Here is a 16,955-nt window from a genome sequence, read left to right as displayed (position 1 = left end):
TTGTGAAAGGGGAGAGAGGGATGAATTTGTTAGAAAATTTTACGGAAGATAAGCTGGAAGAAGCAGCTATAGAAATTCTTCAGGAGCTTGGGTATGACTATGTCTTTGGTCCGGATATTAGTTGTGATGGGGAAAGACCGGAACGAAAAGATTATCGTACAGTTATTTTAGAAGACCGTGTAAAAGATGCTTTGTTTAAACATAATCGCCATTTGCCACAGGAAGCAATAGAAGAAGCATTTCGGCAAATTATAGCTTTTAATAGTCCAAGCTTAGAAGAAAACAACCGTCATTTTCACAAATTAATCACTGAAGGCATTGATGTGTCGTTTCATCAAGATGGTCATAGCCGTTCGATGAAGGCATTCTTAATTGATTTTGAAGAACCAGCTAATAATGATTTTTTGGTAGTAAATCAGTTTACGGTCGTTGAAAAAGAAGAACGCCGCCCGGATTTAGTTATTTTTATAAATGGCATCCCATTCGTCGTTATCGAATTAAAATCAGCATCTGATGAAAATGTGAGTATCGATAATGCCTATGCACAAATTCAAACGTATAAACGTGATATTCCATCTTTATTTTATTATAATGCGTTTTGTATTTTATCCGATGGGATTAATGCGAAAGTGGGAACGATTACCGCAAGTCAAGAACGTTTTATGAATTGGCGGACGGTGGATGGGGAAAACATTGAACCACTTGAAGTGCCGCAATATGAAGTGTTGTTAAGAGGGATGCTGGCAAAAGACCGGCTGATCGATATTATTCAAAACTTTATTCTTTTTCAGGAATCGAAAGAAGAAGAACGAGATGAAAATGGGAAGAAAATCGGCGAAAGAAAAACGATTGCGAAAATTCTCGCAGCCTATCACCAATATTTTGCAGTAAAAAAAGCGGTGGAAAAGACAAAAATAGCGACCAGTGAGAATGGAGACCGTAAAATCGGTGTTATATGGCATACACAAGGTTCGGGTAAAAGTTTTTCGATGGTTTTTTATACAGCACAGCTTGTCAAGCAGCTAAATAATCCAACCATTGTGGTGATTACCGACCGCAACGATTTAGATGACCAGCTATTTTCGACGTTTTTAAAATCAAAGGATATCTTAAGACAAACACCGAAACAAGCAGATGTCCGCAAATTGAATGAAGAACAGAAAAAACAACAGGCAAATGAAAAATCCAAAGAGATAAACGGATTATATGATCTTCTCAATGATCGAGAATCGGGCGGTATTATTTTTACAACGATTCAAAAATTTAAACCGGAAGAAGGCGAAATGCCGGTTTTAACCGATCGTAAAAATGTGATTGTTATTGCGGATGAAGCTCATCGCAGTCAATATGGTTTTTCTGCAAAGACAGATACGAAAACAGGCGAAGTGAAATATGGATATGCAAAATATCTTCGTGATGCACTTCCGAATGCTTCCTTTATCGGTTTTACAGGAACACCGATTGAGCTGGAAGATAAGTCAACGCCCGCTGTTTTCGGTAATTATATTGACATTTATGATATGACGCGAGCAGTTGAAGATAAAGCAACGGTTAAAATTTATTATGAAAACCGTATTATCCGCTTGGAAGCCAATGAAGAAGAATTAGCTAAGATCGATGAAGAATTTGAAGAGATTACCGAAGATCAGGAAGAATCAGTACGTGAAAAATACAAATCCAAATGGTCTAGGCTCGAAGCCATCGTCGGTTCACCTAACCGGATCAAACAATTAGCCAAAGATATTGTTAATCATTACGAAGAAAAGGCAAAAGCAATTGACGGAAAAGCAATGATTGTTTGTATGAGTCGCCGTATTTGTGTCGCACTTTATAACGAAATTGTCAAATTACGTCCAGATTGGCATTCCGATAATGACGATAAAGGTAAAATTAAAGTCGTCATGACAGGCAGTGCTGGGGATGATGATTTCTTACAGCCACATATTGGTGGAAAAAAACGGCGGGATTTATTGGCAAAAAGAATGAAAGATAATAATGATGAACTAAAAATCGTCATTGTACGTGATATGTGGCTGACTGGATTTGACGTACCTTCGATGCATACGATGTACATCGATAAACCGATGAAGGGTCATAACCTCATGCAGGCAATCGCACGGGTAAACCGTGTATTTAAAGATAAATCAGGTGGAGTAGTTGTAGATTATATTGGGATTTTAGAAAGCTTAAAGAAAGCTTTAAATCAATATACCGAAAGTGATAAGAAAACAACGGGTATCGATACATCGGCTGCAATTGCTGTGATGAAAGAGAAACTTGAAATCCTGCAAGATATGATGCATGGGTTTGATTACTCTGCTTATATGGGTTCATCCCAAGCAGCTCGTATTCGAGCCATCACTGGCGGAATGAATGTCATTTTTGGTAAGAGTGAAAAAGAACAAAAAGAATTCAAAAAGACGGCAACCGAGCTAGCGAAGGCGCATTCACTTTGTGCAGCGACGGATGAAGGAAAAGCAGCAGCTCTTGAAGTCAGTTATTTTAAAGCAGTTAAGGCAAGCCTTAATAAACTTCAAGAAAAACAGCCGAAGCGGAAGACGAAAAAAGAAATCGAAGCACGCGTTAATCAATTACTCGAACGTTCCATTATTTCAGAAGAAGTAGTTGATGTATTTGAAGTAATGGGATTGAAACATCCGGATGTATCCATATTATCAGAAGAATTTCTCGAAGAAGTACGTTCATATGAATATAAAAATTTAGCCTTTGAAATGCTAAAAAAATTACTTGAAGGCAACATCAAAACAATGGAAAGACGTAATCTTGTTAAATCACAAAAATACTCAGAGAAGCTAAAACAATCCCTAAACAAATATAAAAACCAATTCATTACGAATGCCGAAGTAATGGAAGAACTAATTCAAATGGCAAAGGACATGAAAAAAGAACGAGAAGAAGAAAAAGATCTCGGTTTAAATGAAGATGAAATTGCCTTTTACGATGCTTTAACATCTGAGTCTATAGTTAAAGAGTTAATGGAAGATGAAGTCTTACGCAAAATCGCCAATGAACTGACTCAATCAATTAGACGGAACATGACCATTGACTGGCATGTCCGAAAAAGCGCCCGTGCAGGAATGAGGAGAATTATTAAGCGACTATTGAAGAAGTACGATTACCCACCAGAACAAGCGAAAAAAGCATTGGACACAGTTATGCGACAAGCAGAGTTAATGGCGGAGCATACTGAAGTAAGAGATTGGAATACGCTGCAGGCTGCGGAGTCTAAAAGTGAATATAGGTTATAAAACATCAAGTGTCAGTCATTTCTAGAAATTTTTTTAGAGGTGACTGACGTTTTCTTTTATTATCAAGAAAATTATTATGCTACGTCAAAGAAAGGAGTTACATAATGACTGTTTGGTTATTTCGTGCAGGAAAACAAGGGGAGTTCGAAAACAAATTTTTAGAAGATGGAAGGGTATATCTTACTTGGGATGATTTAAATATTAATCTAAAAGAGATTACTTCCAAAGAGGATTTATATAAACGACTAATCGAACACTATGATTTAGATAAAGAAAAAACAGCGATCAACTGGGCTTCTCAAATTTGGCCAATTGCACATGCAATGGAGCAAGGAGATTTAGTAGTCTTGCCTTCAAAATTTAATCGCACCATACATATAGGGGAAGTTATCGGTGACTATGTATATGATGAGTCACTTGGCAGTCCGTATTATCATTACCGGAATGTAAATTGGATTGCTAAAGATATACCAAGGGATCGATTTGATCAGGATATATTGTATTCGTTAGGAGCCTTTATGACGGTCTGTAAAATACACAGAAATAATGCTGAAGAGCGTATTAGAGAAATGCGTAAAAATAATTGGCATGTACCAAAAAATAAAAATGTAAAGGAACTAGTAGAGGAAAATGAAGAAACAGTTTCAATAGATTTAGAAGAATATATATACGATCAAATTTCTGAAAGAATTATACAGCGTTTTAAAGGACATAAGATGGAAATTTTAATTGAAGAAATTTTGAAAGCAAAAGGCTTTACTACTTACAGAAGTCCAGAAGGTGCAGATCACGGTGTGGATATATTAGCAGCTTCAGATACGTTAGGTTTTGGAAATCCAAAAATTTGTGTCCAAGTCAAGACTTCTGATACTCCTCTTGATAGACCGACATTAGATCAGTTGATAGGTACAATGAGCAATTATAGTGCAGATTTTGGCTTATTAGTATCGTGGAGCGGCTTTAAATCTTCTGTCACTAAGGAAATTCCTAAGCAATTTTTCAAAGTTCGTCTTTGGGACTCCAAAACAATTATACAACAAATTTTTGAGAACTATGAAAAATTAAGTGATGAAATTAAAAAAGAGATTCCTATTAAAAGAGTTTGGATGCTAGACAGTGAAGTAGAGTAGTGAGCCTTGAAGGTAATAAAGGCTCAAAACATAGGAGGGAAAACAAATGTGGAAAGATAGTGAAACAGAATTAGATTTTATAGACTTTGATTTTTTAATAGGAATACTTAAAGATATCATCGAAGATGAAGTGTAGAAGTTTGCAGACTTATATATTAGGGGGAAAGAATTAATAATGTTTTGGAGATTAGTGTATAACTTTTAATTTGATGTACATATGTATTTCTGAAAGAAAATTTTAAAAAGTTATTAGAGTAATTTCTGTAATTAGTTTCATGATACTCATAATGATTTTTTAATTATGTACGAATAATTTAAAAGTACTGAGAAATATGATTTCTTCTTAAATAACAACGGAAACCCTATAACTAAGGAACTTCTTTATATGGTAATAATAAATTACTTACTGTAGTTGCCCAAAAACACTTACACAAATTTACAATTGAATAGAAAAGAGACATATCTCTTCACCCTGTGTAAAAATAGAAGTACCACCAACCACTTTTACGCAAAGGAGAAGACTATATGCCTCTTACGTATAGGGTAGCACATCAACAGGAAATCAACAATATTTTACGTACCTGGCGTTTCCCACTTTATTTTTCTAAGCCGGTAATGAACCATATGGTTCATTTTCTCGATGGTGTGATGACCAGAGGTTTTTCTGGAACGTTAACCGATATCCATCGTGAAAGCTGCCATTCACAAGACCGACGGACACTGAGCCATTTTCTTACTCATGGGAAGTGGAATGAGCAGCATTTGATGCGTATAATTCAGCAACAATCATGGGAGAGCATCAAGAGGGAAGCGAAACATACACAAGAGCCGATTTTCGTTATTATCGATGATACGGTCTGTAGAAAGACAAAGCCCTCGTCACAGGCATTGTCCCCTATGCAAGGAACAGATTTTCACTATTCCCATACCGAAGGTAAGTCAGTATGGGGGCATGCAGTAGTTCAGGAATTCATTCGATGTGGTGAAAAAGCATTCCCTTATGCGTTTAGCCGATACGAATCAGAGCAAAACAGCAAAATTGATATTGCATGTGAACTGCTTTCTATGGTGCCAAAAAGTTCTTTTTCTACTTATGTTCTTATGGATACATGGTATCCTGCTCAATCTGTACTCGAAACCTGCGCTTTATCTGGATTTCACGTCATTAGCGGTATAAAAACCAATCGTATTATTTATCCATATGGTATTCGGCAGTCAATAAAGGAATTTGCCTCGCACATCCATAAAGAAGATACCGACCTTGTGACCGTCGGTCACGCTTCTTATCACGTCTATCGTTATGAAGGCAAGCTAAATTTCATTGAAAATGCTGTGGTACTACTGTGTTGGGATGCGACCCAGCCAATGACTCTCCAAACTATGCGGGCATTCTTAAGTACAGACGTTTCCTTATCTAGTGAGCAAATTCTAACGTACTACAGTAAACGTTGGGCGATTGAGACTTATTTTCGTACCATGAAAAGCAACTTTTCCTTTAACGGTTATCAAATACGTAGTACCGTTGCAATTAAGCGGTTTTGGACATTGCTTTCTTTTACAGCCATGTTCTGCAGTGTAACAGGACACGGTGATATCTTAACAGGACTACGAAGTTGGCAAAACAAAAAGACAGAGAGTTAGATCGAATTTGTTTACTATGAAGCAAAGGCAGGAACGCAGCTGGATTTGATAAAAAATCAGTTACAAGCTGCCTAGGAGAACCTTCGGTTCTTTCTACATGGTAAATTTTGTATCAAATTTTGGGCAAGTCTAGTTACTTACTTATTTAGGAGAGAGAATTATGTATTTAAAAACACTAAGCTTATATAATTTTAGGAAATTTGCAGAGCGGGAAGATTCTAGTCCTGGTTTAACAGTACATTTTAATAAAAATCTAAACTTAATAGTTGGTGAGAATGATTCAGGCAAAACAGCTATTATTGATGCAATAAGATATTTATTGGGAAGTTTAAGTGATGATTATGAGAAGATTACTATGGAGGACTTTTACTGTATAAATAAAGATGAATTCGCAAAATCATTTATTATAGAAGGGATTTTTACCGATTTAAATGAAAAGGAAGCAGGTATTTTTTTAGAGTGGCTTTCATTTGATGCAGATAATGAATATCAGTTAAGAGTTATATTAAAAGCGGAAAGAAAAACAAATGAAAACGGCAAAGAGTATATAGATAAAAAAATATTGGCTGGTGAAGTAAATTGTGAACTAAGATTAAATAGCCAAGCACGAGATTTATTAAAAACAACTTATCTAAAACCACTAAGAGATGCTAATTCAGAATTGAAGCCTGGATTTAGATCAAGGTTAGTAAATATTTTGAAAGCTCATCCAATATTTCAAAGTGGTGAATCAAATGAATTAGTGCAAGTTATGAAAGAAGCAAATACAAAAATAGAAAAATTTTTCCAAAAAGAATATACTAAGGGTCACTCATTGATAAAAGATATAGAAAATGTTTTGAGTGATTTTTATGACAATACTGATTTAAAAAAGTCTAAAGCAAAGTTTAACGTTTCAAAGAACGATCTAACTTCGATTTTGAGAAGGTTAAGCTTAAATACAGAAGAGATAAATTTAGGGTTAGGAAATCAAAATTTGCTTTTTATAGCAACTGAAATGTTGTTATTAAATAATTTTTTGAATGAATCCGAATCTATAGGTCCTAATATAACTCTTATAGAAGAAATAGAAGCGCATTTACATACACAAGCTCAGATAAGATTAATTAAGTTTTTAGAATCTGAACTTGAGAAAAGTAACTATTCAAGTCAATTTATTTTAACAACACATAGCTCGAATTTAGTTTCATCTATTAATCCTTGTAATATAATTATGATTCATAATGATTTTTGTTATCCAATGAATAAGGACTATACATTATTAAACGAGAATGACTATAAATTTTTAGAACGATTTTTAGATGCTACTAAATGTAATTTGTTTTTTGCAAAGGGAATCATCCTTGTCGAAGGAGAATCAGAAATGTTTTTAATTCCTGCATTAGCAGAATTAATTGGGTTACCTTTGCATAAGAGTGGTGTTTCAGTAATAAATGTTCATGGAACTTCATTTGAACGTTATCTAAAATTATTTTCCAGGTCTGAGCATTGGATTGAAGAATTAAATTACCCAAAATTGAATATTCCTATTTCTATAATTACTGACATTGATATAAAACCGTATATTTATTATGAAAAAGAAGGTTTTAAGTCAATATATAGCATTCAAAATAATACACATTTACAAGGTATATTAAAGATAATAAATAAAAAAGAGGAAGATTTAAATACTGAGTTTATTGGAAAGGAATATTCAACATTAAAGAAACTTGCTAAGGATTTTAAATTTGAAGTTAATAATGAGAATGAAAACGAGTTAGTTCATGCTCTTAAACTAGACATAAGTGAAAAATATATTGAAGAATCTAAGGATAAAAAGCTACAAGATATTGAAGAGAAATATAGAAGTTATAACTGTAATTTTAAAATATTTACAGCACCAGAATGGACTTTAGAATACAGTTTATCAAAAAGTTGCCTTAGAGAAATGTTATATAAAGTTATTCATACATTTAGATATAAAAATGCTTTTGAAGGTAAACGCTTAAAACAATTTGAAGAATTCAAACAGATCATAAAAGAAGACAATGATTTTTCAGATGAAATTGCATACGAGATATTTAAACCTATTGATAAAAAATTAGTATCCAAAGCTGAAGTCGCTCAAGAACTTAGTGTATACTTAAAAGATTTATTTGAACGAAAAAAAGATAATAAAGAAGAATTAGAAAAAATACAAAATAAAATAATGCAGGATGATTACTTGAAATATCTTATTGAAGCAATTCAACATGTTTCAACAGTAAATGTTGTGGAAAAATCTGAAGAAGAATTTAAAGAAGAATTTGAAGAAAAAGTAGGGGTATTCCAATGATTTCTACAGAAGTTCTTTTTTTAAAAGAAATAGAAACAAAATTATTACCTAAAGGAGCTACATTTTCAGAACAGCAAAAGTCGGTATTATTACACAATAATACTGCAAATATAGTAGCGGGTCCTGGATCTGGAAAAACTACAGTTTTAATAGCTAAATGTGCTATGTTATTAAAAGAAAATATCGGTAATTCCAAGGGAATATGTTTAATTACACATACGAATGTAGCTGTAGATGAGATAAAGAGTGGATTAAGTAAAATTGGATTTAACAATATCGAATATCCCAATTTTTTAGGTACAATACAAGAGTTTTTTTATTATTTCTTTGGAAGGAAAGCTTTTCATATTATTTTTGGAGATAAAAACATTAGAATAATGGATGATGAAGAATATAGAGAAAAATTTGATCATTTTTTTGATAGATTAAAACCAAATGGGTATACTTATAATAATCCAAATGTAAAAAGTAAAAACCCTCAATTAATTATTAATCAAGATTTAACTTATGATGTTATTAGTGATGCCAATAGTACGTATAGAGAAGCTTTTAATGGTAGTATAAAAAAATTGTTAAAATCTGGGATTTTTACAAATAAACAGTGCTTAGAGTTGTCAGCTTGGTATATTGAAAAACATTTATCAAAGATCAGAGAAGCGCTTTCTAACAGATTTGAATATGTATTATTAGACGAGGCTCAAGATACAAATAAATTTCAATATGAACTATTAAATAGATTATTTTTAGATAATATAAAATTTCAACGTTTTGGAGATCCTTATCAAGCATTATATAGTATTTTTGATACAAAAGAAGATGCTTGGATTCCATCTGAAGAAGCCAGTTATATAAATAAAATTGAAATTACTGAAACATCTAGGTTTAACGAAAATATTGCTAACTTAGTTAGAAATGTTTGTATAGAAAAATATGATAGTTTTAGGTCTGTTAGTTCTGTAAATTCATTTCAACCCTATTTTATTACATATGATGATGGACTGGAGTTAAAGTTAAAATACAAAGAATTAATATCCGCATTGGAAGAACAATCTTCAGAATACAAAAGTTCTAATAAAAAGGACGCTATACTTTCAGCAAAACATGATGATTTAATGTCTTTATTTGAAGAGTATATAATATCTAATTCGAAAGTAAAAAAATCAGATAGTGTAGTTAAACAAATTTATTCTTTAATTTTACGCATAATTTCTAAAGAAATCGATTTAAATTTGCAACAGACGGAAGAAAAATTAAATTCTTTGTTAGAGAATAAAAAGATAATAGCTAAGCTTATTAAGGATTTGATTACAAAAGATAATATTGAAAGTACAATTTCAAGTATTATTCTTGAGATAGAAAAAATTAAAAATGATATTATTGAACCTTCTAAAAAAGAAAAAATTAAAGAGCAATTAAATAGTTTCAAGAATGGAATGGAAATTTCAAGGAAAAATGCTATAGTAGAACAGGAAAAAGAAGAGTTTTATATTGGAACAGTTCATTCAGTTAAAGGTGAAACCCATCGGTCAACACTATTAGTATTAAATACAGTATTTTCTGATTGGCATGGAACATATAGCTATGAAATATTAGAGTTATTAAATAATTATTTAATAGGTCATTATATAGATTTAGAAAACATCTCTGATCTTCAATTAAAAAGAGAAACTAAAAATGCTTTAAAGTTGGCATATGTAGCATTTAGTAGACCTACTCATTTAGTTGCGATAGGGATTCACAAGGATAAGCTAACAGAAAAATTGAAAGAAGAACTTATTGAATTTGGTTGGAAAGAATGGTAAATAAACTCTGGTTTAATTTGGTTAATCTATTTACACAAATTTTACACATGGGTTTCATAAAACCTTATTAATTCAGTATTTTGACGTTAATTCAACCCCGACACCGGTATTCAAGCTTCACTTAAGTAATAATATAATTACCACCTAATATATGGTAGCTTGTTATTAATTAAGTAAAGCATTGGGAAGAAAATCCCAATGCTCATTTTTTGCCTCTTAAATCACCACGGTGAACCATATTGTTAAAGCCGATGATAAAATCCCCAATATAGCCGGAATAAAATTCCCCAACCTACAATAAGAACCATAGACATCTGAGAGGAGCTATGGTTCATGATTACGAGAGGGGAATTTTTTATGATCAAGGAGTTATACCGGAAAGGAATGTCTATCTCTGACATTGCCCGGCAGTTGGGGATTGATCGAAAAACAGTTCGTAAGTATCTTGGGGAAAACTCCCCGCCTTTGAAAAAGAAACGAACGAGCCGAGGAAGTAAACTAGACCGCTATAAAGACTACTTGCATAAACGCATGATAGAAGATGGTGTGTTTAACAGCGAGAAACTGTATGGAGAAATCCAGAGCCTTGGTTATACAGGGGGAAGAACGATCCTGAAAGACTACATCAAGCCCTTTCGGGATACGCATAGAGCGAAGTATACCGTACGGTATGAAACGTTGCCTGGAGAACAGATGCAGGTAGACTGGAAAGAAATTGGCACCGTGATCCTACATGGCGAACCAGTCAAGCTGACAATGTTCGTTGCCGTATTAGGATACTCCAGAATGAAGTATGCAGAAGTGACAACGTCTCAAGACCAGGAGCACTTGATGCAGTGTCTCATTCATAGTTTCAAGTATTTTGGCGGTGTTCCGCAACATATCTTGTTTGACAACATGAAGACTGTGACAGATGGACGGGAACAAGGTGTGGTGAAGTGGAATGAACGATTTGCGGAGTTTGCCTCTTACTACTCCTTCACTCCGAAGGCTTGTAAGCCCTACAGGGCTCAAACAAAGGGCAAAGTAGAGCGAGCCATTCAGTACATTATGAATTCATTCTATGTAGGGACATCTTACGATTCGGTAGAGGATCTGAACCAACAGCTTCTTCGATGGCTGGATCGCGTTGGAAACCGCAAGAAAAACGATACGACAGGGGTTTCTCCGCAAGAGCGTTGGGCAGAAGAAAAGCTTCAGCCGATTCTCCAGAAAGCGGACTATGACACAAGTTATCGTTCCTATCGCAAGACGCATTTCGACGGGACGTTCTCCTATCGTGGCGTGAAATGGATTGTGGATCCAGAGTACTCACAAAAAGAGATACTGGTCAAAGAGTCCCTAGATGGACAAGTGACAGCCTACTATCAAGGAGTGCGCATCTCGTGCAAACAGCTTCACGAGAACGTGATTTTCCTTCCGCAAAAGCAAAATGAGAAACAGGACATTGGAGTTGGCCGCTCTCAACCCGCTTCTCATTTTGAGGTACATACTCGTTCGCTTTCTGAATATGACGAGCTCACCGGAGGTGAGATGTCATGATGGAGAAAATCGAAGAGTACTGTCAAAGATTAAATTTACCGACCATATGCGATATGTGGTCGGAAGCAGCAGAACAAGCTGCCAAGAATAATGTACCATACTCTGCGTTTTTATTCAGCCTTCTAGAAGCAGAAATTGCGCAGAAGCATCAACGTACAACGGAAACGTTACTCAAGTTGGCGAAACTACCGTTTCGCAAAACGTTGGACGAGTTTGACTTCTCTGTGCAGACTTCTGTAGATGAACGGCGTATTCGAGAATTGATGACCCTTTCATTCTTGAAACACAAAGAGAACCTCATCTTTCTTGGTCCTCCCGGCATTGGGAAAACACATCTTGCCGTTTCCATCGCTCTTGAGGCAATTGGACAAGGGCATAAGGTATATTTCATTACAGCACAGGAGCTAATCTCCCAGTTACGAAAAGCGGACCAAGAAGGAAAGTTGGAGAAAAAGCTTCGCACATTCGTAAAGCCAAGTTTACTCATTGTGGATGAGATGGGTTATATGCATCTAGAGCACGGAAGTGCCCACTATCTTTTTCAAGTCATCTCTCGCCGCTATGAACGTGGTTCTATCATCATGACCTCCAACAAGTCATTTGGTGAATGGGGAGAAGTATTGGGAGATCCAGTTATTGCGACAGCGATGTTGGATCGACTTCTGCATCATTCTCGTATCTTTAACATGAAAGGTGAAAGCTACAGATTACGGGAAAAGAAGGCTGCATCACGAAAACAGAAGGGTTCGTGAGGAGCCCTTCTGGGGAATTTTAAAACGGCGATTTTGGGGAAGTTATAGCCGGCCTTGACAATATCACAAATGACGCAAATTCCACGAGCAGATGTTGATTTCTTAAGTAAGATTTATATACGTATATAGAATGGTCTTTTCAGTGAAAGAGAAAGCCCTAGTAATTAGGACTTTCTCTTAGTTGTTTCTATTTTTAGTGCTCTATCTGTCACTTTGTACCTGTCAGGTAGAATCGTGGCAGGAGGATCGCCGTGGCACATCTGCGTAAAAAGTAGGTCGGAAATAAAACAACGGGCCTTGTCGAGAGACACTATCTCTGCTGGAGCAACTCGCCCCCGAACTTCTACAGGGAAGCTCTTCACTTTAGTGGAGAGAGGATGTCACTAAATCATAAGAAATCATTGCTGGTTTAGCTGTTCTAGGATCAGTAACAATCACTGTATCGATATTAAACACTTGCTTAAGTACATCTGTAGTCATTACTTTTTCTGGAGTTCCCTGTTTAACAATCTTTCCATTCTTGAGCGCAATCATGTGATGAGCAAAACGAGCAGCATGGTTCAAATCATGAATCACCATAACAATTGTCCGTCCATCTTCTTGATTTAATTTCTCTAGGAGTTGTAAAACTTCTAATTGATGAGCCAAATCTAGATACGTTGTTGGTTCGTCTAAAAGTAATAAATCGGTTTCTTGAGCAATAGCCATCGCAATCCAAGCTCGTTGTCTTTGTCCACCTGATAAAGTATCAACGGACTGGTCTCGGAGATTGGTTAATCCAGTAACGTCAAGCGCCCAATCAATCATTTGGCGATCATGTTTACTTAGTCGTGAAAATCCTGTTTGATAAGGTGTCCGTCCATATGAAATTAATTCATACACTGTCAATCCACTTGGTGCTTCTGGTGACTGAGGTAGAATTGCCAGCTTTTTAGCAACTTCTTTTGTCGGTGTCTTATGAATGATTTTTCCATCTAAATAAATAACACCAGATAATGATGGATGCAGTCGTGCCATTGTCTTTAAAATAGTCGATTTGCCACAACCGTTTGGACCAATAATTGCAGTGATTTGATTCGGTTGAATTTCTAAGTTTAGGTCTTGAACAATTATTCGTTCCTCGTAACCAATGGTTAATTTTTCTGCTGATAGAGTTGTCATAGCTATCCCTTCTTATTACTTTTTCATTAATAAATAAATAAAATATGGAGCACTAACAATTGACACGACAAGCCCAGCCGGAATCTCTGTAGGTGGCATTAAATTTGTTCCGATCGTATCAGCTAACATTAAAATGAGCGATCCTAGAATTGCAGCTATTGGAAGTAACAAATGATGATTTGGTCCAATAAGACGTCGAGCAATATGTGGTGCAATCAAACCTAAAAAAGCAATTCCACCGCCCGCAGCTACTCCAAGACCAGCTAAACCCACCGCTAATATAAGGAGAAGCAGACGTTCACGATCTGTATGTATTCCAAGACCCGTTGCCACTCGACTCCCTAAATTCAAGATATTAAGTATATGTGTTTTATACAATGAGTATGGAATTAGTACGATAAACCAAGGCAATAAAGCCCATACAAACTTCCACTGCGTTGCCCATAAATCTCCAGATAACCAAACCATTGCTTGCATAAAATCGTTTGGTGTCATTCTTAATTGAAGTGCAATCAATATAGCACTAAAACCTGCATTGATTCCGATTCCAACTAAGATTAGGCGAATAGAATGAAATCCGCGTTTCCAAGCAAGACTAATAATCAAACCTGCTGTCAATAAAGCTCCCAAAAAAGAAAAGAGAGGTAAAGCAAAAGTACTGAACGTACTAAGGCTTCCTGTTACTGTTTTGAAAAAAGTAATATAAATGACGACAGCTACCCCCGCACCCGCATTAATGCCCAAAATACCAGGGTCAGCCAATTCATTGCGTGTTATGCTTTGTAAAATTGTACCGGAAACAGCCATACCTGCACCAACGAGGAGAGCTAATACAATTGCGGGTAGACGAATCTCAAACAAGATCAACTGTTGTTGTTTCGTCCCATTACCAATAAATGTTTTGAGCACTTCATCTGGTGAAATGGGTACGACACCAAGATTCAAACTTATTAAACAAGCTAAGAAAAGGAGTACTAGTAATACCAACATCGTCCATTTAAACTTAATAGAGATGCTGTTCATACTAATCTACTCCCTTCATTTCGAACTAAATATAAGAAAAAGGGCACTCCAATTGCTGCTGTGACTACTCCAATAGGTGTTTCAAAAGGAGGATTAATCATTCTTGCTCCGACATCCGCTAAAACAAGCAGTAAGCTACCCAATACTGCTGAAACTGGGAGCAAAAAGCGATAATCTGGTCCAACTAACATTCGGCTAATATGAGGTACAACTAGTCCAACGAAACCAATTGATCCAGCTACAGAAACTGAACTTCCAGTTAATAGCAAAACTGCGGTAACACTAAGGGCTTTGACTAGACTTACATTAATTCCTAGTCCTTGCGTTACTTCCTCACTAAGATTGAGTAACGTTAAAGTATGAGCAATTACAAAGACGATTGGAATCCCCATTAATCCAACAAAACTAAGTATTTTAAGATCATTCCAGTTTGTGTTAGCTAACCCACCAGCATACCAAAAGCTCATCTCTTTTGACACATCAAAATGCAGCGCCACAGTTGAGGTCAATGAGCTCAAAAACATTCCTACCGCTATACCAGCAAGTGCTAATTTAACAGGTGTCGTTCTACCTTTTGAAGTAGCAGCTAACGTAAATACGAAAAGCACTGATAATCCAGCACCAATCATAGAAGCAACAGTTGCTCCAATAGTCGATACGCTCGGAAACAGGGCTATTGTAATAACAAGGGAAAATGCTGCTCCATAAGATACCCCTAAAAGAGAGGGTTCAGCGAGTGAATTTCTTGTTATTGCCTGCATAATGGCTCCGGATAATGCTAAATAAGAACCGATAAATGCAGCTACTAATGTTCGTGGTAGACGAATTTCTAGAAGAATTTGATGTGCTTTGTTATCAGAATTATAATGGAATATTGCTTGCCAAACTGTCGTCAGTTTTATAGTTGTCGTTCCATAAACGAGAGAAATACAAATGGCCAACAAGACAGCACTAATTCCAACAAACAAAATTAAGCCTGTTCTTAATTTACGTCCTTCTGCTATCCAAGTTCGCTGTACTAAATTTGTCACTAGCTGAAAACAACCCTTCTTTGTTATTTCAAAATAGTGATAATCATTATCAACATTAATTAAGTATAAAATTATTCTCTATACCTTTCAACAAAATATTTTATCAAATTAATTGAGAAATATTATCAAAAAAACTAAATTTTTAATTGTTGACGTTTTATTTGATAATGATTATCATCTTTATCGTAATATAAACAAGGGAGGACATAAATGAGATTTCGAAATACGTATTTAGGAATAATCACTGTTTTTATTTGTACTATATTGTTATTAGTAGGTTGTGGTACTAACAACCACGCTAAGGAAGCGAAAGAAAAATCAAAAGATGTGACAGTAACTGATGCAATGGGGCAACAAGTAACGATCCCTGCAAATGCGAAACGCATTCTTGCTCCATACATGGAAGATTCACTCGTAGCACTTGGAGTGACTCCAGTAGCTCAGTGGTCAATTGGAACAACGGTACTTGATTACTTACAATCTTATTTAAAAGATGTGCAAAAAATTGGTTGGGATTTACCATTAGAACAAACGATTAAAGCAAAACCTGACTTAATTATTTTTAGTTCACCAGCGGCTATTCAAAAAGGGAATTATGAAGTGTACAAAAAAGTGGCACCAACATATGTTTTTAAAGATGAAGAGGGCTCCGACTGGCGTAAACAATTGCTAGTAATGGGTAAATTGTTAGGTAAAGATAAACAAGCAAAAAATGCATTGGCTGATTATGACGAAAAAGCTAAACAAGCATCTAAGAAAATTAAAGCAGCAATTGGTGATGAAACAGCAGCCATTTTATGGGTAGCTGGTGATCAATTCTACTTGTTTGAAAACACGCGCTTTGCAGCAAATGTTCTCTATGATGATTTGGGTGTTGCTCAACCTGAAATGATTCAAAAATTACCTGTAGCTGAAGCGACATGGAAGCCGGTTTCACTTGAAGCATTATCTAAACTTGATGCTGATCACCTTTTCCTTGTTAGCAAACCTGGTGAATCTGGATTAGAAACACTAAAAAATAGTTCTGTTTGGAAGGGTATTCCAGCTGTTAAAAAAGGTAATGTATATAATATGGAAGATCCAAGCCATTGGACAATTAGCGGTTTGATAGCTAATAAACTAACCATTGATCAAATTGTTGATTCGTTAACGAAAAAATAAAGTGAAATATCTATTATAGTGTATAGGACTGACGTGAATGTCAGTCCTATTTTTGTATGAGTCTAGTATGTATGTAATCTATCGGATGCAAGTCATGAGCCTCGAAGGAAGTAGTAGGGGAGTGTTCAA

General features: G+C 35.4%; 11 protein-coding genes. 8 read left to right on the top strand and 3 right to left on the bottom strand.

The annotated features are described in order from the left end of the window. Nucleotides 1-20 precede the first annotated feature (20 nt). From K3F53_RS18530 to istB, 7 genes are all read left to right on the top strand, one after another. Nucleotides 21-3,269 (top strand): type I restriction endonuclease subunit R, encoded by a 3,249-nt coding sequence (locus K3F53_RS18530; RefSeq protein ID WP_220559230.1) that lies wholly within the window; start codon nt 21-23, stop codon nt 3,267-3,269. Between the two features lie 104 nt (nt 3,270-3,373). Then, on the top strand, nt 3,374-4,399 hold the full coding sequence (locus K3F53_RS18525; protein WP_041903714.1) for a restriction endonuclease: 1,026 nt from the start codon (nt 3,374-3,376) through the stop codon (nt 4,397-4,399). A gap of 525 nt (nt 4,400-4,924) precedes the next feature. Continuing rightward, on the top strand, nt 4,925-6,040 hold the full coding sequence (locus K3F53_RS18520) for an IS701 family transposase (RefSeq protein WP_220559229.1): 1,116 nt from the start codon (nt 4,925-4,927) through the stop codon (nt 6,038-6,040). A 160-nt stretch (nt 6,041-6,200) separates the two neighbouring features. Next, on the top strand, nt 6,201-8,354 hold the full coding sequence (locus K3F53_RS18515) for an ATP-dependent nuclease (protein ID WP_220559228.1): 2,154 nt from the start codon (nt 6,201-6,203) through the stop codon (nt 8,352-8,354). Further along, the gene (locus tag K3F53_RS18510; protein ID WP_220559227.1) at nt 8,351-10,156 is read left to right on the top strand and encodes a UvrD-helicase domain-containing protein; all 1,806 of its coding nucleotides are present in this window, start codon (nt 8,351-8,353) and stop codon (nt 10,154-10,156) included. The genes K3F53_RS18515 and K3F53_RS18510 overlap by 4 nt, the downstream gene beginning before the upstream one ends. 333 nt (nt 10,157-10,489) lie before the next feature. After that, entirely contained in the window at nt 10,490-11,698 is a 1,209-nt protein-coding gene (istA, locus tag K3F53_RS18505; RefSeq protein WP_327851392.1) for an IS21 family transposase, read from the top strand. After that, nucleotides 11,695-12,450 (top strand): IS21-like element helper ATPase IstB, encoded by a 756-nt coding sequence (istB, locus tag K3F53_RS18500; protein WP_057897355.1) that lies wholly within the window; start codon nt 11,695-11,697, stop codon nt 12,448-12,450. The genes istA and istB overlap by 4 nt, the downstream gene beginning before the upstream one ends. Before the next feature lie 363 nt (nt 12,451-12,813). Here the strand turns inward: istB and K3F53_RS18495 are convergent, their stop codons facing one another. Genes K3F53_RS18495 through K3F53_RS18485 form a run of 3 tightly spaced genes read right to left on the bottom strand, consistent with a single transcriptional unit; the run spans nt 12,814 to nt 15,665 of the window. Beyond that, nucleotides 12,814-13,611 carry an ABC transporter ATP-binding protein gene (locus K3F53_RS18495; RefSeq protein WP_057897253.1) on the bottom strand — a complete coding sequence of 266 codons (798 nt, stop codon included), beginning with the start codon at nt 13,609-13,611 and terminating at the stop codon, nt 12,814-12,816. A gap of 15 nt (nt 13,612-13,626) precedes the next feature. Then, nucleotides 13,627-14,634, bottom strand: a complete 1,008-nt coding sequence (locus K3F53_RS18490) for a FecCD family ABC transporter permease (RefSeq protein ID WP_057897254.1) — start codon at nt 14,632-14,634, stop codon at nt 13,627-13,629. Further along, nucleotides 14,631-15,665, bottom strand: coding sequence for a FecCD family ABC transporter permease (locus K3F53_RS18485; RefSeq protein ID WP_057897255.1), 1,035 nt, complete (start codon nt 15,663-15,665; stop codon nt 14,631-14,633). Before K3F53_RS18485 ends, K3F53_RS18490 begins: the two co-directional genes overlap by 4 nt. A 210-nt stretch (nt 15,666-15,875) precedes the next feature. Between K3F53_RS18485 and K3F53_RS18480 the strand changes: the two genes are divergently transcribed. After that, on the top strand, nt 15,876-16,826 hold the full coding sequence (locus K3F53_RS18480; RefSeq protein WP_220559225.1) for an ABC transporter substrate-binding protein: 951 nt from the start codon (nt 15,876-15,878) through the stop codon (nt 16,824-16,826). Nucleotides 16,827-16,955 lie beyond the last annotated feature (129 nt).

It is taken from the genome of Aneurinibacillus thermoaerophilus (assembly GCF_019603355.1).
Lineage (GTDB): Bacteria > Bacillota > Bacilli > Aneurinibacillales > Aneurinibacillaceae > Aneurinibacillus > Aneurinibacillus thermoaerophilus.
This window is presented reverse-complemented; position numbering and strand designations above follow the sequence as displayed.